General features: G+C 55.2%; 23 protein-coding genes. 17 read left to right on the top strand and 6 right to left on the bottom strand.

What is annotated here, in order from left to right; translation table 11 throughout:
• Window positions 1-3 precede the first annotated feature (3 nt).
• Together ACTQ3V_RS07700 and ACTQ3V_RS07695 are read right to left on the bottom strand one after the other, a co-directional pair.
• A complete protein-coding gene (locus ACTQ3V_RS07700; RefSeq protein ID WP_441467013.1) occupies window positions 4-738 on the bottom strand; it encodes an ABC transporter ATP-binding protein in 735 nt (244 codons plus the stop codon).
• Window positions 735-2,567, bottom strand: a complete 1,833-nt coding sequence (locus tag ACTQ3V_RS07695; RefSeq protein WP_441467012.1) for a beta-barrel domain-containing protein — start codon at window positions 2,565-2,567, stop codon at window positions 735-737. The genes ACTQ3V_RS07700 and ACTQ3V_RS07695 overlap by 4 nt, the downstream gene beginning before the upstream one ends.
• Before the next feature lie 170 nt (window positions 2,568-2,737).
• Between ACTQ3V_RS07695 and ACTQ3V_RS07690 the strand changes: the two genes are divergently transcribed.
• A complete protein-coding gene (locus ACTQ3V_RS07690) occupies window positions 2,738-3,412 on the top strand; it encodes a winged helix-turn-helix domain-containing protein (RefSeq protein WP_441467011.1) in 675 nt (224 codons plus the stop codon).
• A gap of 292 nt (window positions 3,413-3,704) precedes the next feature.
• On the opposite strand, the gene ACTQ3V_RS07685 is transcribed toward ACTQ3V_RS07690, so the two are convergent.
• Together ACTQ3V_RS07685 and ACTQ3V_RS07680 are read right to left on the bottom strand one after the other, a co-directional pair.
• A complete protein-coding gene (locus ACTQ3V_RS07685) occupies window positions 3,705-4,973 on the bottom strand; it encodes a DNA recombination protein RmuC (protein ID WP_441467010.1) in 1,269 nt (422 codons plus the stop codon).
• A gap of 20 nt (window positions 4,974-4,993) precedes the next feature.
• Entirely contained in the window at window positions 4,994-5,659 is a 666-nt protein-coding gene (locus tag ACTQ3V_RS07680; protein WP_441467009.1) for a GTP pyrophosphokinase, read from the bottom strand.
• Between the two features lie 188 nt (window positions 5,660-5,847).
• Here ACTQ3V_RS07680 and ACTQ3V_RS07675 point away from each other — a divergent pair, with 188 nt between their 5' ends.
• The 7 genes from ACTQ3V_RS07675 (at window position 5,848) to ACTQ3V_RS07645 (ending at window position 13,916) form a co-directional block, all read left to right on the top strand.
• Window positions 5,848-6,522 (top strand): response regulator transcription factor, encoded by a 675-nt coding sequence (locus tag ACTQ3V_RS07675; protein WP_441467008.1) that lies wholly within the window; start codon window positions 5,848-5,850, stop codon window positions 6,520-6,522.
• On the top strand, window positions 6,519-7,757 hold the full coding sequence (locus ACTQ3V_RS07670) for a sensor histidine kinase (protein WP_441467007.1): 1,239 nt from the start codon (window positions 6,519-6,521) through the stop codon (window positions 7,755-7,757). Before ACTQ3V_RS07675 ends, ACTQ3V_RS07670 begins: the two co-directional genes overlap by 4 nt.
• Before the next feature lie 184 nt (window positions 7,758-7,941).
• A complete protein-coding gene (locus ACTQ3V_RS07665) occupies window positions 7,942-8,661 on the top strand; it encodes a polyphosphate polymerase domain-containing protein (protein WP_441467006.1) in 720 nt (239 codons plus the stop codon).
• Window positions 8,654-9,349 carry a DUF4956 domain-containing protein gene (locus ACTQ3V_RS07660; RefSeq protein ID WP_441467005.1) on the top strand — a complete coding sequence of 232 codons (696 nt, stop codon included), beginning with the start codon at window positions 8,654-8,656 and terminating at the stop codon, window positions 9,347-9,349. Before ACTQ3V_RS07665 ends, ACTQ3V_RS07660 begins: the two co-directional genes overlap by 8 nt.
• Before the next feature lie 15 nt (window positions 9,350-9,364).
• The gene (locus ACTQ3V_RS07655) at window positions 9,365-11,356 is read left to right on the top strand and encodes a carbohydrate-binding domain-containing protein (RefSeq protein WP_441467004.1); all 1,992 of its coding nucleotides are present in this window, start codon (window positions 9,365-9,367) and stop codon (window positions 11,354-11,356) included.
• A 223-nt stretch (window positions 11,357-11,579) separates the two neighbouring features.
• Window positions 11,580-12,482 (top strand): hypothetical protein, encoded by a 903-nt coding sequence (locus ACTQ3V_RS07650; protein WP_441467003.1) that lies wholly within the window; start codon window positions 11,580-11,582, stop codon window positions 12,480-12,482.
• Between the two features lie 135 nt (window positions 12,483-12,617).
• On the top strand, window positions 12,618-13,916 hold the full coding sequence (locus ACTQ3V_RS07645; RefSeq protein WP_441467002.1) for a peptidoglycan DD-metalloendopeptidase family protein: 1,299 nt from the start codon (window positions 12,618-12,620) through the stop codon (window positions 13,914-13,916).
• A gap of 50 nt (window positions 13,917-13,966) precedes the next feature.
• Here ACTQ3V_RS07645 and ACTQ3V_RS07640 read toward each other — a convergent pair whose 3' ends face one another.
• Both ACTQ3V_RS07640 and ACTQ3V_RS07635 read right to left on the bottom strand, forming a co-directional pair.
• Window positions 13,967-14,521 carry an ECF transporter S component gene (locus ACTQ3V_RS07640; RefSeq protein WP_441467001.1) on the bottom strand — a complete coding sequence of 185 codons (555 nt, stop codon included), beginning with the start codon at window positions 14,519-14,521 and terminating at the stop codon, window positions 13,967-13,969.
• Between the two features lie 165 nt (window positions 14,522-14,686).
• Window positions 14,687-16,027, bottom strand: a complete 1,341-nt coding sequence (locus ACTQ3V_RS07635) for a butyryl-CoA:acetate CoA-transferase (RefSeq protein ID WP_441467000.1) — start codon at window positions 16,025-16,027, stop codon at window positions 14,687-14,689.
• A 206-nt stretch (window positions 16,028-16,233) separates the two neighbouring features.
• On the opposite strand from ACTQ3V_RS07635, the gene ACTQ3V_RS07630 reads away from it, so the two are divergent.
• The 9 genes from ACTQ3V_RS07630 to ACTQ3V_RS07590 all read left to right on the top strand — a co-directional run bounded on the left by ACTQ3V_RS07630 (window position 16,234) and on the right by ACTQ3V_RS07590 (window position 24,530).
• Window positions 16,234-17,079 (top strand): transporter substrate-binding domain-containing protein, encoded by an 846-nt coding sequence (locus tag ACTQ3V_RS07630; RefSeq protein ID WP_441466999.1) that lies wholly within the window; start codon window positions 16,234-16,236, stop codon window positions 17,077-17,079.
• A gap of 84 nt (window positions 17,080-17,163) precedes the next feature.
• Window positions 17,164-17,880 carry an amino acid ABC transporter permease gene (locus tag ACTQ3V_RS07625; protein WP_441466998.1) on the top strand — a complete coding sequence of 239 codons (717 nt, stop codon included), beginning with the start codon at window positions 17,164-17,166 and terminating at the stop codon, window positions 17,878-17,880.
• Window positions 17,881-17,892: 12 nt separating this feature from the next.
• Window positions 17,893-18,681: an amino acid ABC transporter ATP-binding protein gene (locus tag ACTQ3V_RS07620; protein ID WP_441466997.1), complete on the top strand. Its 789-nt coding sequence runs from the start codon at window positions 17,893-17,895 to the stop codon at window positions 18,679-18,681.
• A 538-nt stretch (window positions 18,682-19,219) separates the two neighbouring features.
• Window positions 19,220-20,665 (top strand): 4-hydroxyphenylacetate 3-hydroxylase family protein, encoded by a 1,446-nt coding sequence (locus tag ACTQ3V_RS07615; RefSeq protein WP_441466996.1) that lies wholly within the window; start codon window positions 19,220-19,222, stop codon window positions 20,663-20,665.
• Between the two features lie 85 nt (window positions 20,666-20,750).
• Window positions 20,751-21,017: a hypothetical protein gene (locus ACTQ3V_RS07610; protein WP_441466995.1), complete on the top strand. Its 267-nt coding sequence runs from the start codon at window positions 20,751-20,753 to the stop codon at window positions 21,015-21,017.
• 39 nt (window positions 21,018-21,056) lie between these two features.
• Complete coding sequence (locus ACTQ3V_RS07605; RefSeq protein WP_441466994.1) at window positions 21,057-21,311, top strand: hypothetical protein; 255 nt, start codon at window positions 21,057-21,059, stop codon at window positions 21,309-21,311.
• A gap of 180 nt (window positions 21,312-21,491) precedes the next feature.
• Complete coding sequence (locus ACTQ3V_RS07600) at window positions 21,492-22,679, top strand: acetyl-CoA C-acetyltransferase (protein WP_441466993.1); 1,188 nt, start codon at window positions 21,492-21,494, stop codon at window positions 22,677-22,679.
• A gap of 124 nt (window positions 22,680-22,803) precedes the next feature.
• Window positions 22,804-23,619 (top strand): enoyl-CoA hydratase-related protein, encoded by an 816-nt coding sequence (locus ACTQ3V_RS07595; protein ID WP_441466992.1) that lies wholly within the window; start codon window positions 22,804-22,806, stop codon window positions 23,617-23,619.
• Window positions 23,620-23,660: 41 nt separating this feature from the next.
• On the top strand, window positions 23,661-24,530 hold the full coding sequence (locus ACTQ3V_RS07590; RefSeq protein WP_441467038.1) for a 3-hydroxyacyl-CoA dehydrogenase NAD-binding domain-containing protein: 870 nt from the start codon (window positions 23,661-23,663) through the stop codon (window positions 24,528-24,530).
• Window positions 24,531-24,895: the final 365 nt, after the last annotated feature.

Below are 24,895 nucleotides of genomic sequence, written 5' to 3'. Positions count from 1 at the left end.
CTGTCAGTCTCCTCTCGGAAATGCCTCGCGCGCCGGGCCGTCAAAGATGATTTTTCCGTCCGCCACGCGGATGACGCGCTTTGCCTCCTGTGCAATACTGTTGTCATGCGTAATCAGAACGATGGTGTTGCCCTCGTCGTTGAGCTTTTGCAGAAAATCCAGTACCTCACGGCTGGTGCGCGAATCGAGCGCGCCGGTCGGCTCATCCGCAAGAATGACCGAAGGGTTGCCCGCAAGCGCGCGGGCGATGGAAACGCGCTGCTGCTGACCGCCGGAGAGCTGGCTTGGCAGGTTTTTCTCCTTACCCGCCAGACCCACACGCGCAATTTGAAACTGTGCCCGCTCGGCACGCTCGTCCGCTGGCATGCCCGCGTACAGCAGCGACAACTCCACGTTTTCCTGCACGTTCAGCTTGGGAATCAGGTTGTACTGCTGAAAAATAAACCCCAGCGTTTTGCCCCGAATCTCGGCCTGTTCGTCATCCGTCAGCTCGGAAACATCCTCGCCGTTCAGAAAATATTGTCCGCTCGTCGGCACGTCCAGACAGCCGATGATATTCATAAGCGTACTTTTTCCCGAACCGGACTGACCCACAATCGCCACAAATTCGCCCTTGTAAATTTTCATCGAAACCCCGTCCGAAGCATGCACATCCGTGTCGCCCATATGATAGATCTTATAAACGTCGCGCAGCTCGATAAGCGGCGTTCCGGTTATATCCTGTTGCGTATTCATCATGGCATACCGCCTCCGCCGCCGGAAGGTCTGCCGCCTCCACCGTTGCCGGTCGGCATACCGCCTCCGCCGCCGGGCATACCGCCCATCTCACCGCTGGACATACCACCCATACCGCCGGGCATCATGCCCATCTCGCTCTCCTCACCGGAAGTGTCGCGCATCACCTGAGGCACATAAACCGTATCTCCTTCCGCAATACCGGAGACAATCTCGATGTAATTGTCATCCGACAGGCCGGTTTCCACCTCGACCGCTTTCCAGCCGTCGGGCAGCAGCGTGCCGTTTACCATGGTTTCGTCTGTATTCTTCGCACTGTCATCCTTGACATAGACGATATTTCCGCGCTGCACCGCGGAAATCGGCACGGCGACGGCATTGGATGCCTCATCCACCACAATGGTTGCGTCCACGTTCATCCCGGGCAGCAAATCCTCCGGCGGGTTGTCGATCTGTACGGTCACCGGATAGCTGGTCACACCGTTTTCCGTCGTCCCTGCGACCGAGACCTTGGTCACCACGCCTTCGATGGTGCCGGCATCTTCGAGCGAGTCACAGGTGATATGAACCGTCTGACCGACCTGCACCTGGTTGATGTCCAGTTCATCAAGCGAAATATCAAAGGTCAGATAGGACAGGTCATAAATGACCGCCAATGTCGTCTGGCCGTTGGTTGCGTCAAGCGTGTCCCCCACCTTGGTGTTCTTGGTAATCACCGTGCCGTCTATGGGCGCGGTGATGGTATAATCATCCAGCTTATTGACCGTATTCTGATAGGAAAGCTGCTGCTGGGCAAGCGACAGCTTGCTGTTTTCCACCTGATTTTCCACCGAAGTGGAGGACAGCGTCGCTACGGTCTGCCCCGCCGACACAGACGCTCCTTCCTGCATAGACAGGCTCGCCACCTTGCCGGAAGTGCCCGCCGTGATGGTAAATTCAGACAGATAGGTAAAGTTTGCCCCCTGATTGCAGCCCACGCTGTTTATTGTCGCGCTTGCCGCCGAGGAAGTGGACAGACCGCCCGGATTGCTTACCTGAATGGTCACATAACGGACAATCTGATAGCCGTCCAGCACGGTATCCGCCGCATCAATCGCTGTAACGGTGCCGGTCAGCGTTTCAAACGAGCTATCCATCGTCACCGTCGCCGCTGCTCCCACACGAAATCCGGTCGCATCCGAGGCATTAAACGGCACGGTCAGCTCCATGGACGAGGCATCGCGCACATCCGCAATCGTCGCGCCAGCCTGCACCTGATCGCCCACCTCGACGTACAGCTTGGTCACCACGCCGGATTTGTCCGACTTGATATTGAGATCATCCAGACTCTCCACCGTCTGGTTATAGCTGTTCTGACTCTGCTGGAGCGAGAGCTGCGCCTGCTCAATCGAATTCTGTGCATCCGTACTGTCGATTTGATACAGGGTATCGCCCTTTTTCACCTGATCGCCTTCCTCAAACGTGCAGGAGAGCACCTCGCCCTGCACCGAACTGGTGACATCATACTGATTGGCCGGTTCAATGGTGCCGGTCGCGGACAAAGTCAGCTGAATGTCCTGCCTTGCAGCTTGGCTCTCGGTAAAGGCTTGCGTCACCTCTCCCTTTCCGGACAGTAAAAAGTGCCGCACGCCGAACACACCGGCAAGCACAACGATCAGCGCGGCCGGAATGACCACCTTCTTTTTCCATGTTCTCCGTTTTTTCTTTTTGCTGTGCGCACCGGGCGGCACGCTTTCCGCGGAATACTCCGCCTTGACTTCGCTGCCCGCAGAGAGCGTCTTGCTCCCCTTTTGGGGCTTTTTATCGCGCAATTTATCAAACAGCAGTTTCAATCTTTGCTCCCTCCTGCTCAGGTTTTATTGCCGCGTATCATCATAAGCGCAACTGTTTGAAGAAAGATTGAAGAAACCGCAACTTAACAATTTTTCCACCGCTCTTACACAAAAACTCCACATATGTCGCGCACAATAAAAAGCACCCCTGAAACGAAAGGAGATTCTTCATGCGTATTCTTCTGATTGGGGAAACCGACAACAAAAAGATTCCGCAAGCGCTCCGTCACGAGCACATTTTATTCGACCATATCCGCATGCCCGGCACGGAGCCGCTTCTCTGCCCGGAAGGGCTGTATGACGTCGCAGTCCTGTTAATTGACAGTGCAGGCAAGGCTGCAGCGCAGCAGTTGACCGCGCTCCTGCCCGCACTGCGGGAGGACGGTATGTCCGTGCCGCTGCTGATTGTGGCGGCGCGTCTGTCCGCGCGCGACCGCATTCTGGTGCTGGACGCCGGCGCGGACGATGTGCTGACCCAGCCCTTCCTGATCGGAGAACTGCTGGCACGCATCCGCGCGCTCAGCCGACGCAGTCCGGTATTGCAGCCCCGCATCCTACAGGCCGGCGATTTATCGCTTGATCGCGGGCATTGCATGCTGCAAGGACCGGAGGGTAAGGTTCGCTTGTCCTGCAAGGAAATGCAGCTTATCGAACTGTTTCTGCTGCACACCGGTCAGGTGCTGCCGCGCGAAACCCTGCGGCAAAAGGTATGGGGCATCGACAGTGAATCCGCCTACAACGCCATCGAGGTCTACTTATCTCTGGTGCGCCGCAAGATGCGCACCATCGGCTCGGATACGCAGATACATGCCGAACGCGGCGTGGGCTATTACATCGAGGCATAAGAAAAGCGTCCCCGCAGCCACATGCTTTCGCATGGGCCGCCGGGACGCTTTTTCCACGTTACCAGCCGCGGTATTTGCCGCGCTCGATCGGGCCGAACAGGACATCTGTCCAGTGCCGAAACCAATCCCACAGTCCATTTGCTTTTTCGTTGTCCTGATTCATACCACGATCCTCCTTTGTATTTCTGATTTTATTTTATCCTGTTTTGCACTGCCTGTCCTTCACAAAACTGTGAAATCTTTCTTAAGAATTTATGAAGGGGCTGTCCCTCCACCGGACAGCCCCCTTGCTTTACTCCTCATCCTCTGGCACATCGGCACCGTTCGTCAAACCGAGCACCGACTGGCTTTCCGCCTCGCTTAGCTCGGTCACGCCCTTGAGCTTACGCCGAATTGCGCGCGTACGCGTGCCGACTAGCTTATCCAGCTCGCGGCTGGCCTGATCCAGCCTTGTCTGCGTCTGCGTCAGACATGCCTCAAACTTGTCAAACTCGGTCTTGACCGCACCCAGCACGCTCCACACCTCGCCCGAGCGCTTCTGAATCGCAATCGTGCGGAACGACATCTGCAAGCTGTTGAGTAGTGCCGCCATCGTGCTTGGCCCGGCGATATTGACATGGTAATCACGCTGCAGCACCTCCACCATGCCGCGGCTGACCGCCTCGGCGTACAGGCCCTCAAACGGCAGAAACAGGATGCCGAAATCCGTCGTATACGGCGGCTCCAGATACTTATCGCGAATATCCTTCGCCTCGCACCTCAGCGTAGCGATCAGCGCTTTTGCGCAGGCATCGATCTGCTCGCGCGAGCCCTCCTCATAGGCGTCGCGCAGCGCACCGTAGGTATCACCCGGGAATTTAGAGTCGATGGGCAGCCAGACGTGTCCGCCATCCTCAACCGGAAGCTTGACCGCGTACTCCACCACGTTGCGGCTGTTCGGTCGCGTGGCGACGTTGACGGCATACTGCTCGGGCGCGAGGATGTCCTCCAAAATCGCGCCAAGCTGAATTTCCCCCACAATGCCGCGCGTCTTGACGTTGGTCAGCACCTTTTTCAAATCGCCTACGCCCTGCGCGAGCGTCTGCATTTCGCCCAGTCCCTTGTAAACCTGCTCCAGCCGCTCATTGACCAGCCGGAACGACTCATTCATCCGCTCTGACAGCGTTTTTTGCAGCTTTTCGTCCACAATTTGCCGCATATCATCCAGCTTTTTGTTGTTATCCGCCTGCATAGCGCGCAGGTTCTGATCCACCGTGACACGGATATTCTCCAGATTCTGCGTGGTTTCCGCGGTGAAGCCGTGCAGTCGCCGTTCAAACTGACCGAGCTGGTCGGTCACCGCGCCCATTTTTCCCGCAAGGCTTTGGTCCATTGCAGACAGCTGGCTCATCTGCGCCTCGCGCCCCTCGCGCAGATTTTGGTTGACCAGCGTGCCCAGCGCCGTAATAGAGCTGTTCGCGTCGCTGCCGCCGGACGTCTGCGGCCGTCTGGTGAGCAGCACAAGGACAAGCACCAGCAGCACCACGACCAGTGCCAGCGTAATAACGGGTATGTATTGCATAAAGAGTAATTCCTTTCGGTTCAGAGTACGTGTAATTCTTTGGCGATGCGCTGCATCTCCTCATCCGTTGCGGCAATGACATCCGCGCAGGCCTTGAGGTCATCCGAGATATGGGTCGGCACCTTGACATCGGACTTGTAGCGCAGCTGATGCTCCAGACTTGCCCAGAAGTCCATCGCAATCGTGCGCAGCTGCAACTCGATGCGCACGGGTTTCGTGCGATCAGACAGGAAAATCGGCACCTCCAGAATCAGATGCAGGCTACGGTAGCCGTTGGGCTTGGGATTTTCAATATAATCCTTCCGGTCAATCAGCGTCAAATCATCCTGCCGCATCAGCATATCGGCCACGGTGTAAATATCTTCTATAAACGGACAAATCACGCGGATGCCGCCGATATCGTTAAGGTTTTCCATCATGGATTGCAGCGAGATGGGATATCCGCGCCGCTTGAGCTTACCGATGATACTGCGCGGGGTTTTGATACGGCTTTTAATGGAGTCGATGGGGCTGGGCTTGCCCGAAATGCGCGACTCATCGCTTAAAATATCCAGCTTGGTTTTGATTTCACGGATACCCGCCTCATAAAGCATCATCATCTGTTGCAGCTGCATCGCGGACTCGAGCAGTTGTTCCTCATCATGCTGTGACAATTTATCCATCGCAAAAAAATCCGCAAAATCCATTCTATTCCCTCCGTCTACAACGATGCAATGTTTTTATTATTATACCACAGTTCCACTTGTCGCACAATCGGCAGCCCTTGCTGTATCATCCGCTGCACTTTAACTCTATTTAAAGTTGCACCGGTATTGTATAATAAAAGCAAAAGACGCAAAACGGCTATCGAATACTCTGATAAGGAGAAGAACACATGAGGTTATTACTGGCCGAGGATGAAAAAGCCTTGTCCAAAGCGCTGGTTACCATTCTGGAGCGGAATAACTATTCCGTGGACGCCGTGGACAATGGGCAAGCCGCGCTGGATTATCTGGAGGCGGACAATTATGACGGTGTTATTCTGGATATCATGATGCCCAAGGTTGACGGCATCACCGTGCTTAAAACCATCCGCAGCAAGGGCAACCGGATTCCGGTATTGATGCTGACCGCAAAAGCGGAAGTGGACGACAAGGTGCTCGGGCTGGATGCCGGAGCAAACGATTACCTGACCAAGCCCTTTCACACACAGGAACTGCTCGCACGCATCCGGGCCATGACCCGCACACAGACCACCCAGACCGATTCGCGCCTGCAAATGGGTAACGTGACGCTGGACTGCGCCACTTTTGAGCTGTCCACCCCGGCAGGCAGCTTCCGGTTGGCCAACAAGGAGTTTCAGGTGCTCGAGCTGCTCATGCGCAACCCGCACAACCTGATCACATCCGAACGCCTGCTGGAAAAAATCTGGGGCTATGACAGCGAAGCGGAAATCAATGTGGTTTGGGTGTATATCTCCTATCTGCGCAAAAAGCTGTCCGCGCTGCAAGCCAATATCCAAATCAAGGCCACCCGAAACGCGGGCTATTCGCTGGAGGAACTGCCATGATCCGAAAACTGCGCATCAAGCTGATTATCGCGTCTATGGTCTCGCTGTTGGCTGTGCTGCTGGTCATCATGAGCGCTGTCAATCTCGTCTACTATGGTCAGATCGTTCGGGATGCCGACGCGACGCTCTCGCTTCTGGCCAGCAACAATGGATTTTTCCCGAAATCCAATCATGCCGTGCCGCCGGACGAACCCTTCCCAAAAAAGGAACCGCCTCTATCGCCCGAACTTCCCTATGAAACGCGCTATTTCTTTGTCACACTCACGCAGGACGGCAGCGTACAGTCGGTCAATACCGGCAAAATTGCCGCGGTGGACACCTCGGACGCTATTTCCTATGCGCAAACTGTCTGGGCGCAGGGCAAAACACAGGGCTTTGCCAACCAATATCGCTTTCTGGTAGATACTTCCTCATCAGCGCCACTCATCCTGTTCCTCGATTGCAGCCGCGGACTGGATAACTTTAAAACACTGCTGCTTGCTTGTATCTGCGTGTCGTTTGTCGGTTCGCTGCTGGTTCTGCTGCTGCTGATTTTTTTGTCCGGACGCATTGTGCGGCCATTTCTGGAAAATTACGAAAAACAAAAGCAGTTTATCACCGATGCCGGACACGAACTGAAAACACCGCTGACCATCCTCAATGCCGATGCGGAGATTCTTGCCATGGACTACGGGGAAAACGAATGGGTCAGCGATATCCAGACACAAACCAAACGGCTGGCCGACCTGACAAACGATCTCATTCTGCTCTCCCGCATGGAGGAGGAGCAAGCCCGACTGCAAATGCTTGAGCTGCCACTGTCCGACATTGCGGAAGAAACCGTCGTACCGTTTCAGGCCGTGGCACGCACGCAGGATAAAACGCTGGAACTGCACATTCAGCCGATGCTCTCGATGTGCGGGGACGAAAAATCCCTACGCAAGCTGTTCTCCATCCTGCTGGATAACGCGGTCAAATATTCGGCTTCGCAAAGCACCATTATCTGCACGCTGGAACAGCAAAAGAACCTCATCCGACTGTCGGTCTGGAACGCAGTCGACCACATCACCAAAGCCCAGACCGAGCACCTGTTCGACCGCTTTTACCGCACCGACCAGTCCCGCAATTCGCAAACCGGCGGCTATGGTCTCGGGCTTTCCATTGCGCTGGCAATCGTCACTGCACACAAGGGTAAAATCACCGCTTCTACGGCAGATGAAGCTTCTCTGCTCATCACCGTGACCTTTCCTGCATAACAAACCATACAACACCCGCCCCTTGAGGCGGGTGTTGTTATTTGCATATATCGGTAATTTTAAGTTCGGTTAAGGTTTCGGTTAAAGTTTGGTTAAGGCGGCGGCGGTATACTGAAACACGATCAATAAGCAGAATGGCCTGCGGCGCACAGCATCGCAGGCCTGCAATAAGGAGGTCACACTCATGGCGTATCAGACAACCTTTGTGCGATACGAAATCAAATACCTATTGAGCGCACAGCAAAAAGAACAGCTGCTGCGCGCCATGCGGGGACGTATGCAGCTGGATCAATTCGGTCGCAGTACCATCCGCAACATTTACTATGATACCGACACCTTTCGACTGATTCGCCGGTCGCTCGAAAAGCCCGCCTACAAGGAAAAGCTGCGCATTCGCAGCTACGAGCAGGTGCGGCCGGGAGACCCTGTATTCGTGGAACTGAAGAAGAAGTTTCAGTCAGTGGTCTATAAGCGCCGTCTCGTACTGCCGGAGGAACAGGCCATGACCAGCTTTCGCACCGGCGCTGCGCTGCCGATACAATCGCAGATTGCCGATGAAATCGAGTATTTCCGGGCGTATTACCGCACGCTGCATCCCACAGTCTTTCTCTCCTATGATCGCGAAGCATTCTTTGCGCTGGACGGCAGCGACTTCCGCATCACCTTTGACGAAAATATCCAGTATCGCTGCCGCGACTTCTCGCTCGGCAGTCCGGTTTACGGCACGCCTTTGCTGGCAAGCGGCCAGACACTCATGGAAATCAAAACCGCAGGCGGCATGCCGCTCTGGATCACACATGCGCTGACCGCACACGGTATTTTCCCCACCTCGTTTTCCAAATACGGTGCAGCATACCAAAACATGCTGGACACTGACCTTTCCGGAGGACTGCTTTATGCTTGACAATTTGTTTCGCGGCCTGTTTGACACGGAGATGACCACCGTCATCCCGGTGACCGACTTTTTGCTCTGCGTGGCAAGCGCGCTGATCGCCGGACTGCTGCTCGCGGCCTGCTACATGTACCGCACGCGCTACACCCGCAGCTTTGTGGCCACGCTCGCACTGCTGCCAGCCATTGTCTGCGTGGTCATCATGATGGTCAACGGCAATGTCGGCGCGGGTGTCGCCGTAGCCGGTGCGTTCAGTCTGGTGCGCTTTCGCTCGGTACCCGGCACCGCCAAGGAAATAGGCGCCATCTTTCTGGCCATGGGCACCGGCTTGATCATCGGAATGGGCTATATCGCATATGCGTTTCTATTCGCCATCGTGTTGGGCGCAGCCACCATGCTGTATAACCACATCGACTTCGGCGCGGGGAAAAAGGCCGCGCGGTATCGCACCTTGCACATCACCATCCCGGAGGATCTGGACTACACCGGCGTTTTTGACGAACTGCTGCGGGAGTACACCTCGGCCTGTGAGCTGACACAGGTAAAAACCACCAACATGGGCAGTCTATTTCGGCTGACCTACAACATCACACTGCGCAGCGCGAGCATGGAAAAAGAGCTGATTGATAAGCTGCGCTGCCGTAACGGCAATCTGGAAATCACGGTTTCCAAGCAGGAAACCATCACCGCCGAATTATAAAAGGAGCGATCTGTGATGAAAAAACATTATCTGCTGCCGCTGCTTGTGGCAGCAGCCGTATTGGTATCCGGCTGTCAAGCTGCTAAAGCGACGAGCACGACCAGCCAGACCGCACCGGTTACCCCATCGGACATGTTCACCGACCGCGATTTGGAGGTCGGCTACGATGAGACGACCGCCGCCGCGATTACGCTCTCCGGCAGCACCGCCTCCTGCGACAGCGACGCGGTCACGGTAAGCGGGAGCACCATCACCATCACCGACGAGGGTACCTATCTCCTGTCCGGCACGCTCGACGACGGTATGATTATCGTTGATGCCGACGATACGGACAAAATTCAGCTTGTGCTGGACGGCGCGAGCATCCACTGCGAGGACTGCGCGGCTCTCTATGTGCGGCAGGCCAACAAGGTCTTTGTGACCACAGCGGCCGACTCGCAAAACACGCTGTCGGGCGGTGAAACCTTTACCCCACTCGACGACAACAATATCGACGGCGTCATCTTCTCCAAGTCCGATCTGACACTCAACGGCCTCGGCACACTCACCGTGGAATCCCCCGCCGGACATGGCGTGGTCACCAAGGACGACCTTGCGATCACCAGCGGCACCTATGTGGTCAACGCCACCGGTCAGGGCCTGTCCGGTAAGGACAGCGTGCGCATCGCGGACGGCACCTTCACCCTGACGACCGGAAAGGACGCTATACAGAGCGACAACACCGAGGATACCGACAAGGGCTTTGTCTACCTTGCCGGGGGCACCTTTACCATCACCGCGGAAGGCGACGGCATGAGCGCAAGCAGCTGGATGCAGGTGGATGACGCGGCCTGCACCATCACCACCGGCGGCGGAAGCGTAAACGGCGAAACGCACACCAGCGATACCGCACCCGGCGGTATGGGCGGCGGAAAGGGTGGCCGCATGCCCCTAACCGATGACGGCACCGCCCCTCCGGACGGCAGCACACAGCCGCCGGAGCGTCCGACAGGTGAAACGCCTCCGGATGGCATGGAGCCGCCCGCCGATATGCCGCAGGATGCGGCTCCAACCGATAACGCCATGGCATCCGACGCTGCCGCAGATACCACCACAGCCGCTGCCGACTCCGCTGACACAAGCACCACCGACACCGTCAGCACCAAGGGCCTGAAAGCCGGTACCGCGCTGACCATTCTGGGCGGCAGCTTCACGCTCGACTGCGCCGATGACGCGTTCCACTCCAACGGCGACTTGGCCGTCAGCGGCGGTACAGCAATCATTCAAACCGGTGACGACGCTTTCCACGCGGACGGTGCACTGACCGTCTCGGGCGGTAAAATCGACATCTCCACCTGCTACGAAGGGCTGGAGGGTCTGACCGTCACGGTCAGCGGCGGCGACATCAATATCGTATCCAGCGATGACGGTGTCAACGCAGCGGGCGGCGCTGACCAGAGCGGCTTTGGCGGCAACGGTCAGGACCAGTTTGCCGCACAAAACGGTGTGTATATCACCATCTCCGGCGGCAACCTGACCATCAACGCGGGCGGCGACGGATTGGACTCCAACGGTGACCTGACGGTCAGCGGCGGCACGGTTCTTGTTTCCACCAAGGACGGAAGCGCAGACTCGGCGCTTGACTACAACGGCAGCGCCTCCATCACCGGTGGTACGCTAATCGGCGCAGGCTCGTCCGGTATGGCACAGAACTTTGGCGAAACCTCTACACAGGGCGCAATTCTGCTGACCGTGGACGCGCAGGCGGCAGGCAGCACAGTTTCCGTGAGCGACAGTTCCGGCAACGTGCTGACTTCTTGGGAGGCGCCGCAATCCTTCAGCTCGGTTGTCATCAGCTGCCCCGGTTTGGAAGCTGACGGCACCTATACCGTCACAGCCGGCACCTCCTCCACGCAGGTCACGCTGGACGGCCCGCTGTATGGCAGCGGCGGCACGGGACACGGCGGTATGGGCGGCAATCGCGGCAATCGTGGTGAACCGGTACAGGATACTGCTGCGGCAGCCTGATACACCTATCACAAACCAGCCTGAAGGGCCGGACGGCGCTTCCTCCGTCCGGCCCTCCTCTGTGCTCCGTGCAAATGTCCTTCCATTTTTGACAGAAAATATATATGCCGCTTCTGCTGGCTTTTTGCAGCCGATTGCGGTATACTATGGATAATATTTTGTCAAGGTTGCGCCGCATAAATTGCGGCACTGCCGAAAAGCTGTCTGCGGAAGGTGAACTGTTATGCCGTCTTTTGCCACTCATCATATTTTTGCCACAACCGTACAGCGTGTCACAGGGGATTCCGTGGCGCACATCGCGGATGCCTGCCCTGCGGCTTACCGCTGGGGCGCACAAGGGCCCGACCCGCTCGCCTACTATCACGCGCCGTTCCCCGGCCCGGTGCGCCGACTGGCCCATCGCATCTGTACCGAGCCGCCCGCGCCGTTGTTTGAAGCGCTTTGCGCGGCTGCCCTACAGGAGCACAACACCGCGGCGCTGGCCTATGTGTTCGGTTTCTGCACAAATTATGCGCTCAGCCGCGTCACCCACGCCTTCATCGAGGCGCAGGCCGACCGCCTGACGCTCTATATGCCCGGCTATTCGACCGAAGCCCGCCGCAAGCTGGTTGAAAGCGATATCGACGGTATCATGATTGCCGGCTACATTGCCGCCGAGCCCGCAGGCTATGAAGCGTTCCGCCTGCTCGATCCCAACGCCGCGGAATGTACGGTTCTGGCTCGTGTGCTGGCGCATGCAGCGCGCGATGCCTATGGGATGCGCGTCTCTCCGGCCGCGGTATACCGCTCGCTGCACGACATGCGCCGTATCCTGCATCTGATTCACAGCGGCAGCCACATCCGCGGTCGCCTGCTGCATCTGGAGCGACTGATGGGCAAGACCGGTCTGGCCTCCGCGCTCATCCGTCCAGACGAGCCGCTGCCCGCCGACTGCGCCAATCAGGAACACCGCGTCTGGACCGCAAACGACGAGGAGCGCACGGATTCCTTCTTCGATTTGTTCGATGCGGCCGTGCCGCTGGCCGTCTCGTTGCAGCGCGCTGTACTCGACCGATATTATCAGCAAAAACCACTCGATCCGCGCTTTTTCCCCACTGATTTCACCGGTAACGTGCCAAAAAAATAAAATATTTAAACCTTCCGACAGGTTTCGTATGACTTCGCCCTCCTGTTTGCGTAAGCTATCCATTGTTACCAAACTGTAACCTTTGGATTGCGAAAGGAGGGAATATGGGGAGTACTTTTTCTCCATACTACCATCATGCGAAACCTGTTATCTGTTATTTTCGGCTTGTTTTCCCGACTGCTGTACGGGCTGGTCCATGCTGTTCTGCTGCTGGACCGACTGATCTGCCTGCTGTATGATCTGCCGCTGTGGCCTGCCATCGGCCGCGCTGTGCGCTCTGTCGGACGGCAGCGTGCGGTCTGTGCGCTTGCTGTGTTTGTGCCTCTATTTTTCGTCCCCGGCACACTGCTCACGCAAAGCGGTACGATGATCTATGCCAACGATCGTCCGCTCGGTCTGGTGGAAAACTCGGACACGCTATCCGCAGCGGTAGCGGAAATCGAGCAAAGTGCTTCGACACTGTCGGACGGGGCATATACCCTACCGGTCTCGATTGAAACCTGTACCCTGCGTGCACCTGCATCCCAATTTCTAACCGAGGAGGAGTTGAAAAGCGACCTTATCGATGCCAGCGGGGAACTGGACACGCTGGCGGTCATCTCGGTTGACGGCGAACGCGCCGGCGTATGCCGCTCTGCCGAGGATGCGCAGGCGCTGCTCGACCGGGTAAAAGCCCAATACACCACCGCCGCGGACGAAAACACGGATTTTCTACAAACCGTGCGGGTGGATGAGGTAGTCGCGGAGACCGATCGAGTCTCTGACCTGTCCGCACTTTATGAGCAGTTGTCTCCTCGACTGGATGTGACCTCCACACGCGCGGTGACTTATACCGAGTCCATTCCCTATGAAACCATCACCCGCGAAAACGACCAACTGGATCAAACCTACTGCGCCACCATTCAGGAGGGCAGCGAAGGCGAAGCGGTGGTCACCGCTGAAATCCAGACCGTAGACGGACAGGAGCACGGACGTACCATTCTGGAGCGCACCGTACTCAGCAATGCAACCGACGAGATTATTGAGGTCGGCACACGCAACATCGGCATCGGCACGGGCGAATTTATGGTGCCCATCAGCGACTACACCTTCACCTCGGGCTTTAAATGGCGCTGGGGTAAACTGCACAGCGGCGTTGATCTGGCGGCCAGCGAAGGCACACCGGTTTATGCCGCGGACAATGGCAAGGTGATTGTAGCCGAGGATTCAGGCAATGGCTACGGCAAATATATCATCCTCGACCATCAGAACGGTTATAAGACCCTCTATGGACACAACTCCCAGCTGCTGGTTTCGGTCGGCGATATCGTTGCCAAGGGCGATAAAATCGCACTTTCCGGCAATACCGGTAACTCCACCGGGCCGCACCTGCATTTTGAAGTCCATGTAGGTGATGAAAAGGTCGATCCCCAGCAGTATATCTCTCTTGCTTAAACAAAAAAACGAGCCGTAAAAACGGCTCGTTTTTTGTCCTTATCGACCTTTCAGGTGCGGATGCGCGCACCCATTTCCGCACTGGCATGGCTCAGTACCGGCAGCAGCACCGCGCATACAATCACGCCTGCAAGCCCCTGCACCGCGTTGAACGGCACCCCTGCCAGCACTGCGGTCGCCGCCGCCTGAGCCGTGCTGCCCATCAACAGTTCCATACCGGTTTCATAGACATAGTACCCTGCAACCATGACCAGTTCCGCCGGAATGCCGCAGATCGCCACACGCACCGGTGTGGACATGTGTTCCCGCTTCACCATATGATGATACAGCCAACCGCCAACCAATGCGGTCAGCGCCTTGATGACGAAGGTGCCCGGCACCCATGCCATATAACCGCCAAACAGGTCGGCCAGCATGGAACCAAGGCCTGCGGCCACCGCGCCTATGCCCGGTCCGAGTAGGATACCGCAAATGAGCACCATACCGTCGCCGAGATGAATATAACCTTGGGTGGGTGTCGGAATTTTAATAATCATCGTAGCAACAGCAGTCAACGCCGCGAGTAACGCCGCGATGATGATGGTTTTGGTTTTATGATTGGTCATGTTATCAGCGCCTTCTTTCTGCTTTTCTGTTCCGATGGCTCCATTATAATCCGATTGTGGCATTTAAAAAAGCGCCAGTTTTTGCATTTTATATAATGCCAGATAAGTACATATAAAAGGGCAGCCGTCTTATGGACGGCTGCCCTTCTGCATATATGGTTTGCTTTAACGCTTGTTGGAGCGCTTCCAGATGCACATTTTCTCCGCATCTGCAATCAACTGCTCACGGAAATCCGGATGCGCTATTGAAATCAGCGCTTCGGCGCGCTGCCATGCGGCCTTACCCTTGAGATTGACCATACCATACTCGGTCACAACGTAGTGTGTGGTCGAACGCGTATCGGTTACGGTCGATCCGTTTGCCAGTGTCGGGCGGATACGGGATGCCATCGTGCCGTCCTTCTGCTTGAAAGTGGAGGACAGGCAGATAAAGCTCTTACCACCCTTGGACAGGTATGCACCCATTACAAAGTCCAGCTGGCCGCCCGTGCCGGAAATCTGCTTGGTACCGGCGGACTCGGCGTTGACCTGACCATACAGATCAATGTCAACCGCATTGTTGATGGAAATAAAATTATCAATACCCGCGATCACATGCACGTCATTGGTGTAATCGACCGGCATGGAAGCGCACTCCGGGTTGTTATCCAGATAATCGTACAGCTTCTTGGTGCCGGCAGCGAAGGCGTACGCCTGACGGCCACGGTCAATGTTCTTGTTGCGGCCTGTGACCTTGCCCGCCTTGGCGATGTCAACAAACGCATCGACATACATTTCCGTATGTACGCCCAGATCCTTCAAATCGGATTCCGCAATCATAGCGCCGATGGTATTCGGCATGCCGCCGATACCCAGCTGCAGGCAAGCGCCGTTCGGGATCTCAGGCACAATCAGCTCCGCAACCTTTTTGTCCACCTCGGTTGCTGCTGCCGCACCCATCTCCGGCATGGGCGCATTATTTCCCTGGACAATCATATCTACCTCGGAGACATGGATGCAATCCTCCATGCCGCCCAGGCAGCGCGGCATATTTTCGTTTACTTCTACAATAATCTTATCCGCCACATCGCACACCGCGCGCAGATGCGACGCCTGCGGGCCAAAGCTGAAAAAGCCGTGGCTGTCCATCGGTGCCACCTGCATCATGGCTACATCAACGTGACCGATGCTCTCACGGTAAAAACGCGGCAGCTCGGAATAACGCATAGCCGAATAAAAGCCTGCGCCAGTGGCCACAAACTTGCGCTCAGCGCCGGACATATGCCACGAATTCCATGTCATATGCGCTGCGGGATCTTCAATCTTATAGATTTCCGGTACACGCATCAAAACACCGCCGCGGAAATTGACGTCCGTCAGCTCCGGCAGACGCTTTGCCATCGCCTGATCCAGCACGTCCGGCGTGCCGACACACCAGCCATAATCTACCCAGTCTCCCGATTTCACTACCTGCACAGCCTCTTCCGCTGTTGTCAGTTTGCTTTGATAAAGTGCTGTATAATCCATTTTACCACAACCTCCATATTGTCTATCTTCAACAATTTTTATCCATTATATTATATTTGCACATGCAGGTCAAGCAAAGGTTTGCCTTATGCCAAAACATCCCCATAATAATCCCAAAACTTTTCCTTGATTTTCTGAAATAAAGTGGTACAATGATAAATGACTTTCACAACGCAGTATGATAAAGTGAATTTAGGAGGATCCTTATGAAAACCAAAAAGCTGCTGGCGCTGATGCTCGCCGGTGCGATGAGCCTTGCTCTGTTAGCCGGTTGCGGCGGCCAAAAAACCGAGGATGCGGGCACGGATAACAACGGCGATACGGGTACGGAAACCACCAGCGATCTGGCCTATGTGCAGGATAACGGCAAAATGGTAATCGGCTACACCGTATACGAGCCGATGAACTACACCGATGAAAATGGCGAGTTCACCGGCTTTGATACCGAATTTGCCAAGGCAGTCTGCGAAAAGCTGGGTGTTACACCTGAGTTTGTTGAGATCAACTGGGATACCAAGGTCGTTGAGCTGGATGCCAAGAGCATCGACTGCATCTGGAACGGTATGACCATCACGGACGAGTTAAAGGCAAATATTGCAATTTCCGATCCGTATGTCAAGAACATGCAGGTCGTTGTCATCAAGGACAGCAACAAGGATAAGTTTACCGACACCGCTTCCCTGTCGGGCGCCAATCTGGTAGCTGAGGCCGGTTCGGCCGGTCAGTCGGCAATCGAGGCGGACGAGAATCTGTCGCAGGCCAATCTGACCACCGTGACCAAGCAGACCGATGCGCTGCTGGAGATCGAGTCCGGCGCCTCTGACGCCGCGGTGCTTGACTGGACGCTCGCCAAGAGCATGATCGGAGAAGGCACCGACTTTGCCGACCTGATGATGATTGAGGGCGCGGAGCTGTCGGTTGAGGAGTACGGCATCGGCTTCCGCAAGGGCAGCGACCTTTGCACGGAAGTCAACAAGATCATGGCGGAGCTGGTCCAGGATGGCACGCTCCCCGCGCTGGCTGAGAAATACGGTCTGAGTCTTGCCGAGTAATCTATTACAATAAGAAAGATAGCGCTGACGGGACAGCATTTTTATGCTGCCCCGCCTGCCTTTGTTTGGGGAGAGGAAATTGCAATGACTTCAATGTCCGTCATTTTTTCCAGCCTGACAAAAACCTTCGGCATCAACTGCCAGATCTTTTTTGTCACGCTGCTGTTCGCGCTGCCGTTGGGGCTTATCATCTCCTTCGGCTCGATGAGCAAATGGGCGCCGTTCCATCGTCTGAAAAACACCCGGCTGGCTCAAAAGAAATGGGCCGTGGTGCTGGCGGAGCTGCGGCCTATTTCGTTTATCGTCAAGGTATTTGTCTGGATTATCCGCGGCACACCGCTGATGCTGCAAATCATCGTCATTTTCTACGGTCCGGGCCTGCTGTGGAACGGCCAGCTGCTGCCCCGTGTCACTGCCGCTTGCGTGGCCTTTATCGTCAACTACGCCTGCTATTTTTCCGAAATCTTCCGCGGTGGTATTCAATCCATTCCGCGCGGTCAGTATGAGGCAGGGCAGGTGCTCGGCATGACCAAAAGCCAGATTTTTTTCAAGGTCACACTTTTGCAGGTCATTAAACGTGTGATCCCGCCCATGGGCAACGAGTTCATGACGCTTATCAAGGATACCGCGCTGGCCAACGTCATCGCCACCAAGGAAATCATCATGATGAGCAAGGAGTATGCCGCCAAGGGACTGATCTGGCCGCTGTTTTCCACCGCTTTGTTCTTTCTGTTGTTCTGCGGCATACTTACGCTGCTGTTTAACTGGCTGGAAAAGAAAATGGATTATTTCCGCGTATAAGGAGGTGCCGAAATGCCCATTCTGGAAGTACAAAACATCAACAAGAGTTTCGGCGCCACCAAGGTGCTCGACGATATCAGCTTTTCGCTCGAACGCGGCAAGGCGCTGGCTATCATTGGTTCGAGTGGTTCGGGAAAAACCACTCTGCTGCGCTGCCTCAACTTTCTGGAAACGCCCAACGCAGGGCGCATCATTGTCAACGGCAATACGCTGTTTGATGCCGCGGACCACTCCTCCAAAAGCGATGAAGAAATCCGCAAGCGTCGTCTGCATTTCGGCATGGTGTTCCAGTCATTCAACCTGTTCCCGCAGTATACCGCGCTGGAAAACGTTATGCTGGCCAGCCTGCTGCTTGCCAAGGAGCGGCCGGACTATAAGCAGAACAAGCGCGCCATCCACGAAGAGATTGAACGCCACGCCATTGAACTGCTTAGCCAGATGAGTCTGGAGGGGCGTATGAGCCATTATCCGCACCAGCTTTCCGGCGGTCAGCAGCAGCGCGTGGCGATTGCGCGCGCACTGGCGCTGCATCCGGACATCCTGTGCTTCGACGAGCCGACCTCCGCACTCGACCCCGAACTGACTGGAGAGGTACTCAAGGTCATTCGCTCACTGGCCGATCAGCACACCACGATGATCATTGTCACACATGAGATGGCCTTTGCCCGTGATGTCGCCGACCACATTCTGTTCATGGACGGCGGTGTGATCGTCGAGGAGGGCAGCCCAACCGAGTTGTTTGAAAATACCCAAAACGAGCGCACCAAGGCATTTTTAAGCCGGTTTTCACAAAACAACTAAAGAACAACAGCTGCGACAAGAGATTTTCAGCGTTTCGACCAATCTTCCCATTTATAAACCCTTTTCAGATACAATATGACAATCCCGTACTTAAAAATACGGGATTTTATATTGTCTTTTACATAGCAATCGCTGGTTATTTTTTGATGATTTTTTGTTTGTTTGTGTTGAAGTTGTGGCATGAATTTGCTACAATAAAAGCACAGGACGATTCTGATCTGCCAAAGATGTTAAAGCTCGCACGGCCTTTCATGAAATGATCGAGTAGAGATATATCAATTTATGGCTATGGATGCTTTCATCGCCTCCCTGATGCAGGACAAGAGAGCGAGCATAATCGCCCCGACTATTTACAAGTTTTCAAACTTCGGTGACTTTGCCGCAAAGTTCAAATTTGGCGAGCGCATATATCGCGAGTGCTTGTGATTTCTGTAAGCGTTTCGCCTGAATAGGGCGGGAACTCCCGCGTTCCCCGCCCAGTTTTTCTTAGAAGGTAAGTTGCTCAGAAAGTTTGAAAAAGAAAGGATACTTAATCGCTATGATGACCAAAGACCAGTACATCGCGTCCCTGCGGGGGCTGAAGCTCAACCTGTACATGTTCGGTGAAAAGGTAGACAATCCGGTGGATAACCCGATCATCCGCCCCTCCCTCAACTCCTTTGCCGCTACCTATGAGCTGGCAGAGGATCCCCAGTATGAAGACCTGATGACCGCAACCAGCCACATCTCGGGCAAGAAGATCAACCGCTTCACCCACATGCACCAGTCCACCGACGACCTGATAAAAAAGGTCAAGATGCAGCGCCTGCTTGGTCAGAAGACCGCTGCCTGCTTCCAGCGCTGCGTTGGTATGGACGCAATGAACGCGGTATTTTCCTCCACCTACGAGATCGACGAGGCCTGCGGCACCAAGTATCATGAGAACTTTGTCAAGTTCCTCACCCGCGTACAGGACGAGGATCTGGCTGTTGACGGCGCTATGACTGACGTTAAGGGCGACCGCTCTCTGGCCCCCTCCAAGCAGGCCGACCCCGACCTGTTCCTCCATGTTGTCGAGCGCACCGCGGACGGTGTATATGTCACCGGCGCAAAGGCGCACCAGACCGGTTTTGTAAACAGCCACGAAGTGCTGGTCATGCCGACCATCTCCATGCGTGAAGGCGACGAGGATTACGTGATTTCCTTCGCGATTCCGACCGATTCCGAAGGCATCACGCTGATTTACGGCCGTCAGTCCTGCGACACCCGCAAGACTGAGGAATACAACGATATCGACGTGGGCAACAAGATTTACGGCGGCCACGAAGTGCTGGTCATCTTTGACCACGTGTTCGTGCCGAACGACCGCATTTTCCTCAACGGCGAAGTGAAGTTTGCCGGCATGATCGTAGAGCGTTTTGCAGGCTACCATCGTCAGTCCTACGGCGGCTGCAAGGTAGGCGTGGGCGACGTTCTGATCGGCGCGACCGCGCTGGCAGGCGACATGGCTGGTTCTGCCAAGGCTTCCCATGTCAAGGATAAGCTCATCGAAATGACCCACCTGAACGAGACGCTGTATTGCTGCGGTATCGCATGCTCCAGCCATGGCACCAAGACCAAAGCGGGCAACTACCTCATCGATCTGCTGCTGGCCAACGTCTGCAAGCAGAACGTCACCCGCTTCCCGTACGAAATCGCGCGTCTGGCACAGGATCTCGCCGGCGGCCTGATGGTCACACAGCCCTCCGAGGCTGACTACCGCAACCCGGCCCTGAAACCCTACATTGAGAAGTATCTCAAGGGAGTCGCTTCCGTTCCCACCGAGGACCGTATGCGCGTACTGCGTTTGATTGAAAATATGACGATGGGCACTGCTGCTGTCGGCTATCTGCCGGAATCCATGCACGGCGCAGGCTCGCCTCAGGCGCAGCGCATCATGATTGCCCGTCAGTCCAATCTGGAAATGAAGAAGGAACTGGCAAAGAAGATTGCTCGTATCCAGTAATCTCTGGGCATCGCATAGGCATTCATGGCGCACTGTGAGTGCCTATGTTTGCAATTTCACTCAGCCAAAGGAGGCTCACCGCACCATGCTGTGCTGCACTGTCAAATTCTGCGGCGGCTGCAATCCGCGCTACGACCGCGGAGAAGCCTATCAAACCGTGCGCACCTCCCTTGTGGATGCCGCTTCGTTTTCCTATCCGGAGGACGGCGTCCATTACGACGTACTGCTGATTATCCGCGGCTGCACCGGTTGCCCCTATCTGTATGAAGAAATTGACGCTGATCATCGCGTCATTATGGACTCCGCAGACGGCATCCCGGAAGCCATTCGGACAATCCGGCAATTGGCGTAAATTGGGCGGCCGCGCCAAGCGTCCGTCATGCAAGGGAGTATGATAGAACATGAAAAAAGTAAGCATTATCGCAGCGGAAGAGGCCGCAAGACCGGTCATCCAAACAACGTGACTCTGTTTTTCGCAGCCGGTCAGGGCCACCGCGACAGCATCGGCGCACCGGAGAAAATCGCTAACGTCGCGGCGGCAGAGGGTATCTCAGACAAGATGACTTTGACTGTCGAGGACGGCTCGATCAAGCGGATGGATGCCCACATCTTTCGTGACGCATGGATGGGTCTGGCGAACGATTAAATTCCGTTTTTTTCTGTGTGTGTATTGTACAGATGTTGGGTATATTGCCAACCGCTCCACAAACTTTCGCAAAACCTCTTGCAATTCTCCACACTTTTGATAAAATATTAACGAACTCGAAAGAGACAATAAACTGCACCGGTGCATCCGGTGCCAGAGAAGAAAAGGAGTAACAGCCAAATGAACGTTTACATCTGTTCCGCTGCCCGTACCGCTATCGGCACTTATGGCGGCACCCTTCGCGACGTACCTGCCGCTCAGCTCGGCATCGCTGCTGCCAACGCTGCCATTGAACGCGCTGGCGTTGACAAAGCTGCTATCGACGAATGCCTGTTTGGTCAGGTTTTGCAGGGCGGCGTCGGCCAGAACGTAGCCCGTCAGGTATCTCTCGGCGTCGGTATGCCGCTTGAGACTCCTGCCATGACCCTGAATAAGGTTTGCGCATCCTCCATGCGCGCTATCTCTCTGGGCTCTCAGATCATCCGCTCCGGCGAGGATCAGATGATGCTGGTCGGCGGCTGCGAGTCCATGTCCGGCGCACCGTATATCTCCCGCAACATGCGCTGGGGCGCTCGTATGAACGACGTGAAGTTTGTGGACTTGATGGTTTATGACGGTGTATTCGACGTATTCAACCAGTACCACATGGGCGTTACTGCGGAAAATGTTGCCGAGAAGTACGGCATTACCCGCGAGATGCAGGATCAGATCGGCTATGAGTCCCAGATGAAGGCTGCCAAGGCAATCGCTGACGGCAAGTTCAAGGACGAGATCGTTCCGATCGAGGTCAAGAAGAAGAAGGAAACCATTATCTTCGATACCGACGAGCACTGCCGTCCCCAGACCACGCTCGAGGGTCTGGCAAAGCTGCGCCCGGCCTTCAAGAAGGACGGCACGGTTACCGCAGGCAACGCTTCCGGCATCAACGACGCAGGCGCAGCCATGATTATCGCGTCCGAGGATTTCGTTAAGGCACACGGCCTCAAGCCGCTGGCCAAGATTCGCGCATTCGGCTCGGTTGGCTGTGATCCGTCCATCATGGGTATCGGCCCGATCGAATCCACCCGTCAGGCACTGGCGCGTGCCGGCCTGACCGTTGCAGACCTGGATCTGATCGAGTCCAACGAGGCATTTGCGGCACAGGCGGCTGCTGTAAACCGTGAGCTGGGCTTTGATATGGACAAGGTGAACGTCAACGGTGGTGCGATTGCACTCGGCCACCCGATCGGTGCAGCAGGCTGCCGTATCACCACCACCCTGCTTCACGAGATGATCAAGCGCGACCTGACCATCGGCCTTGCCACTATGTGCATCGGCGGCGGCATGGGCGAAGCCCTGATCGTAGAGCGCGACGAGCTCTGCAAGTAAAAACCGGTAGACAGCTTTTCGCGTCCTCCCCGCATAGATTCCTGTAATTTGAATGGGTATCCGTCAGTTCTTTCGCTCTGACGGATACCGGTTCGTCAGAACGATTGAAAGGAAGTCTTTATCAATGACTGATGTAGTAGTTGAGAAAAAGGGCCATGTAGCGGTCGTCAAGATCGAGCATATGCAGGCCATGAACGCGCTTTCCACCGATATGTATGCCCAGTTGGAAGAAGCGTTTGATGAAGTCGGCAAGATGGACGACGTATACTGCGTTGTCCTGACCGGCTCCTCTATGGTCAACAAGAAGGGCAAGACGGTCAACTCCTTTGTTGCCGGCGCCGACATTTCGCAGATGTCTACCATGACCGTGGAAGAAGGCAAGTTCTTTGGCAACGACGCCAACCGTGTCTGCTGGAAGATCGAAAACTTTAAGCGTCCGGTTATCGCGGCTATCAACGGTTTCTGCCTGGGCGGCGGCTGCGAGCTTGCCATGAGCTGTGACATCCGTCTGGCATCCGACAACGCACTGTTCGGTCAGCCGGAAGTCGGTCTGGGTATCACGCCGGGCTGCGGCGGCACGCAGCGTCTGGCTCGCATTGTGGGTCTGGGCAAGGCTAAGGAATTGATCTATACGGCCCGCGGCAACTACACCGCACAGCAGGCGCTGGAAATGGGTCTGGTCAACTACGTATATCCGCTGGAAAACCTGATGGACGAAGCCATGAAGCTCGCGGAAGAGATTGCAGCGCAGGCTCCGATTGCGGTTGCACTGTGCAAGGAAGCCATCAATGTCGGCATGCAGACCGACCTGAATTCCGCCCTGAAGTTTGAAGGCAACGTATTCGGTCAGTGCTTTGCTACCGAAGATCAGAAGTACGGCATGGCATACTTCCTCGACAAGAACAAGGAAAAGCCCTCTAAGGAATTTAAGAATAAGTAAGCCGTTTTTTGCATTGTTAAGAGTGAGAGAGAGGTTATATTATCATGAAAGTTTGTGTATTCGGCGCCGGTAACATGGGTGCACGCATCGCAGAAGTATTTTTGAGCAACGGCCATGACGTAACCATGATCGATATCAAGCAGGAGTTCCTCGATCGCGGTGTTAAGACCATCACCAACGATCTGTCCTTCATGGTAAAGAAGGAAAAGATCACTGAGGAGCACAAGAATGAGCTGCTGGCTGGTCTGAAGACTTCGGTCGACCGCAAGGCCGCTGCGGATGCTGACTTCGTAATGGAAGTTATCCTCGAGCGTATGGATCTGAAGAAAGAACTGCTTGCGGAGCTGGACGATATCTGCCCGGCACACACGATCTTTGCAACCAACACCTCTGCCCTGTCCCCGACCGAGCTGGCCGCTTCCGTTAAGCGTTCGGACAAGGTTATCGGCTGCCACTTCTTCAACCCGGCTCAGATCATGAAGCTGGTTGAGGTAACCCGTGCAATCCAGACCTCGGATGAAACCTTCAAGACCGCGTTTGAGCTGATGGCTTCTCTGGGCAAAACCCCGGTTACCGTACAGGAAGGCCCGGGCTTTGTGGTAAACCGCATCCTGATCCCGATGATGAACGAGGCTATGGGTATCGTTGCCGATGGCATCGCTTCCCCGGCGGACATTGATATCGCAATGCAGCTGGGTGCCGGCATGAAGTCCGGCCCGCTCCACACCGCTGATCTGGTTGGTCATGACGTCAACCTGGCAATCATGGAAACCCTGTACCGCGAGACTGGCGATCCGAAGTATCGTCCGCATCCGCTGATGCGTAAGATGGTTCGTGCAGGCTGGCTGGGCGTAAAAACCGGCAAGGGCTTCTTTGAGTACGACGAATACGGCAAGGAAATTGTGAAGTAATTCATCCACACCAAAGAAGGCTACTGTGCAAAACGCACAGTAGCCTCCTTTTTTTCCGTATTTTTTGTGTCTTTATCCACATTTACTCTGTTCTTCTAACATTTGTTTGGCAAAATCAACAAATTTTACGCTAATCTATGGCATTTCTCGAACAAACAGGATAATGTAAGATAAGTTGCGCAAATTGAATAGAGGATAAAAAGAGACATGGTTTGCAGATCTCTGGTAGAATGAAGTTACCACACACCATTCTGAAAGGAGTCTGTAAACCATGTCTGAGAAAATTGTACAGCTAAACGAGGAAGTAATCAAGGGCCAACTAAAAGAACTGGTCCGAGGCAGCGTAGAAGAGACGCTGAACGAAC

It is taken from the genome of Candidatus Agathobaculum pullicola, from assembly GCF_052117205.1.
In the GTDB taxonomy this organism is placed as follows: domain Bacteria; phylum Bacillota; class Clostridia; order Oscillospirales; family Butyricicoccaceae; genus Agathobaculum; species Agathobaculum pullicola.
This window is presented reverse-complemented; position numbering and strand designations above follow the sequence as displayed.

Excerpts from the sequence above, each read along its gene's own strand:
- ACTQ3V_RS07700 (WP_441467013.1), bottom strand. The coding sequence starts at position 738 with ATGATGAATACGCAACAGGATATAACCGGAACGCCGCTTATCGAGCTG.
- ACTQ3V_RS07690 (WP_441467011.1), top strand. The coding sequence starts at position 2,738 with ATGCGTATTCTTCTGATTGGGGAAACCGACAACAAAAAGATTCCGCAA.
- ACTQ3V_RS07685 (WP_441467010.1), bottom strand. The coding sequence starts at position 4,973 with ATGCAATACATACCCGTTATTACGCTGGCACTGGTCGTGGTGCTGCTG.
- ACTQ3V_RS07680 (WP_441467009.1), bottom strand. The coding sequence starts at position 5,659 with ATGGATTTTGCGGATTTTTTTGCGATGGATAAATTGTCACAGCATGAT.
- ACTQ3V_RS07675 (WP_441467008.1), top strand. The coding sequence starts at position 5,848 with ATGAGGTTATTACTGGCCGAGGATGAAAAAGCCTTGTCCAAAGCGCTG.
- ACTQ3V_RS07670 (WP_441467007.1), top strand. The coding sequence starts at position 6,519 with ATGATCCGAAAACTGCGCATCAAGCTGATTATCGCGTCTATGGTCTCG.
- ACTQ3V_RS07665 (WP_441467006.1), top strand. The coding sequence starts at position 7,942 with ATGGCGTATCAGACAACCTTTGTGCGATACGAAATCAAATACCTATTG.
- ACTQ3V_RS07660 (WP_441467005.1), top strand. The coding sequence starts at position 8,654 with ATGCTTGACAATTTGTTTCGCGGCCTGTTTGACACGGAGATGACCACC.
- ACTQ3V_RS07655 (WP_441467004.1), top strand. The coding sequence starts at position 9,365 with ATGAAAAAACATTATCTGCTGCCGCTGCTTGTGGCAGCAGCCGTATTG.
- ACTQ3V_RS07650 (WP_441467003.1), top strand. The coding sequence starts at position 11,580 with ATGCCGTCTTTTGCCACTCATCATATTTTTGCCACAACCGTACAGCGT.
- ACTQ3V_RS07645 (WP_441467002.1), top strand. The coding sequence starts at position 12,618 with ATGCGAAACCTGTTATCTGTTATTTTCGGCTTGTTTTCCCGACTGCTG.
- ACTQ3V_RS07640 (WP_441467001.1), bottom strand. The coding sequence starts at position 14,521 with ATGACCAATCATAAAACCAAAACCATCATCATCGCGGCGTTACTCGCG.
- ACTQ3V_RS07635 (WP_441467000.1), bottom strand. The coding sequence starts at position 16,027 with ATGGATTATACAGCACTTTATCAAAGCAAACTGACAACAGCGGAAGAG.
- ACTQ3V_RS07630 (WP_441466999.1), top strand. The coding sequence starts at position 16,234 with ATGAAAACCAAAAAGCTGCTGGCGCTGATGCTCGCCGGTGCGATGAGC.
- ACTQ3V_RS07625 (WP_441466998.1), top strand. The coding sequence starts at position 17,164 with ATGACTTCAATGTCCGTCATTTTTTCCAGCCTGACAAAAACCTTCGGC.
- ACTQ3V_RS07620 (WP_441466997.1), top strand. The coding sequence starts at position 17,893 with ATGCCCATTCTGGAAGTACAAAACATCAACAAGAGTTTCGGCGCCACC.
- ACTQ3V_RS07615 (WP_441466996.1), top strand. The coding sequence starts at position 19,220 with ATGATGACCAAAGACCAGTACATCGCGTCCCTGCGGGGGCTGAAGCTC.
- ACTQ3V_RS07610 (WP_441466995.1), top strand. The coding sequence starts at position 20,751 with ATGCTGTGCTGCACTGTCAAATTCTGCGGCGGCTGCAATCCGCGCTAC.
- ACTQ3V_RS07605 (WP_441466994.1), top strand. The coding sequence starts at position 21,057 with ATGATAGAACATGAAAAAAGTAAGCATTATCGCAGCGGAAGAGGCCGC.
- ACTQ3V_RS07600 (WP_441466993.1), top strand. The coding sequence starts at position 21,492 with ATGAACGTTTACATCTGTTCCGCTGCCCGTACCGCTATCGGCACTTAT.
- ACTQ3V_RS07595 (WP_441466992.1), top strand. The coding sequence starts at position 22,804 with ATGACTGATGTAGTAGTTGAGAAAAAGGGCCATGTAGCGGTCGTCAAG.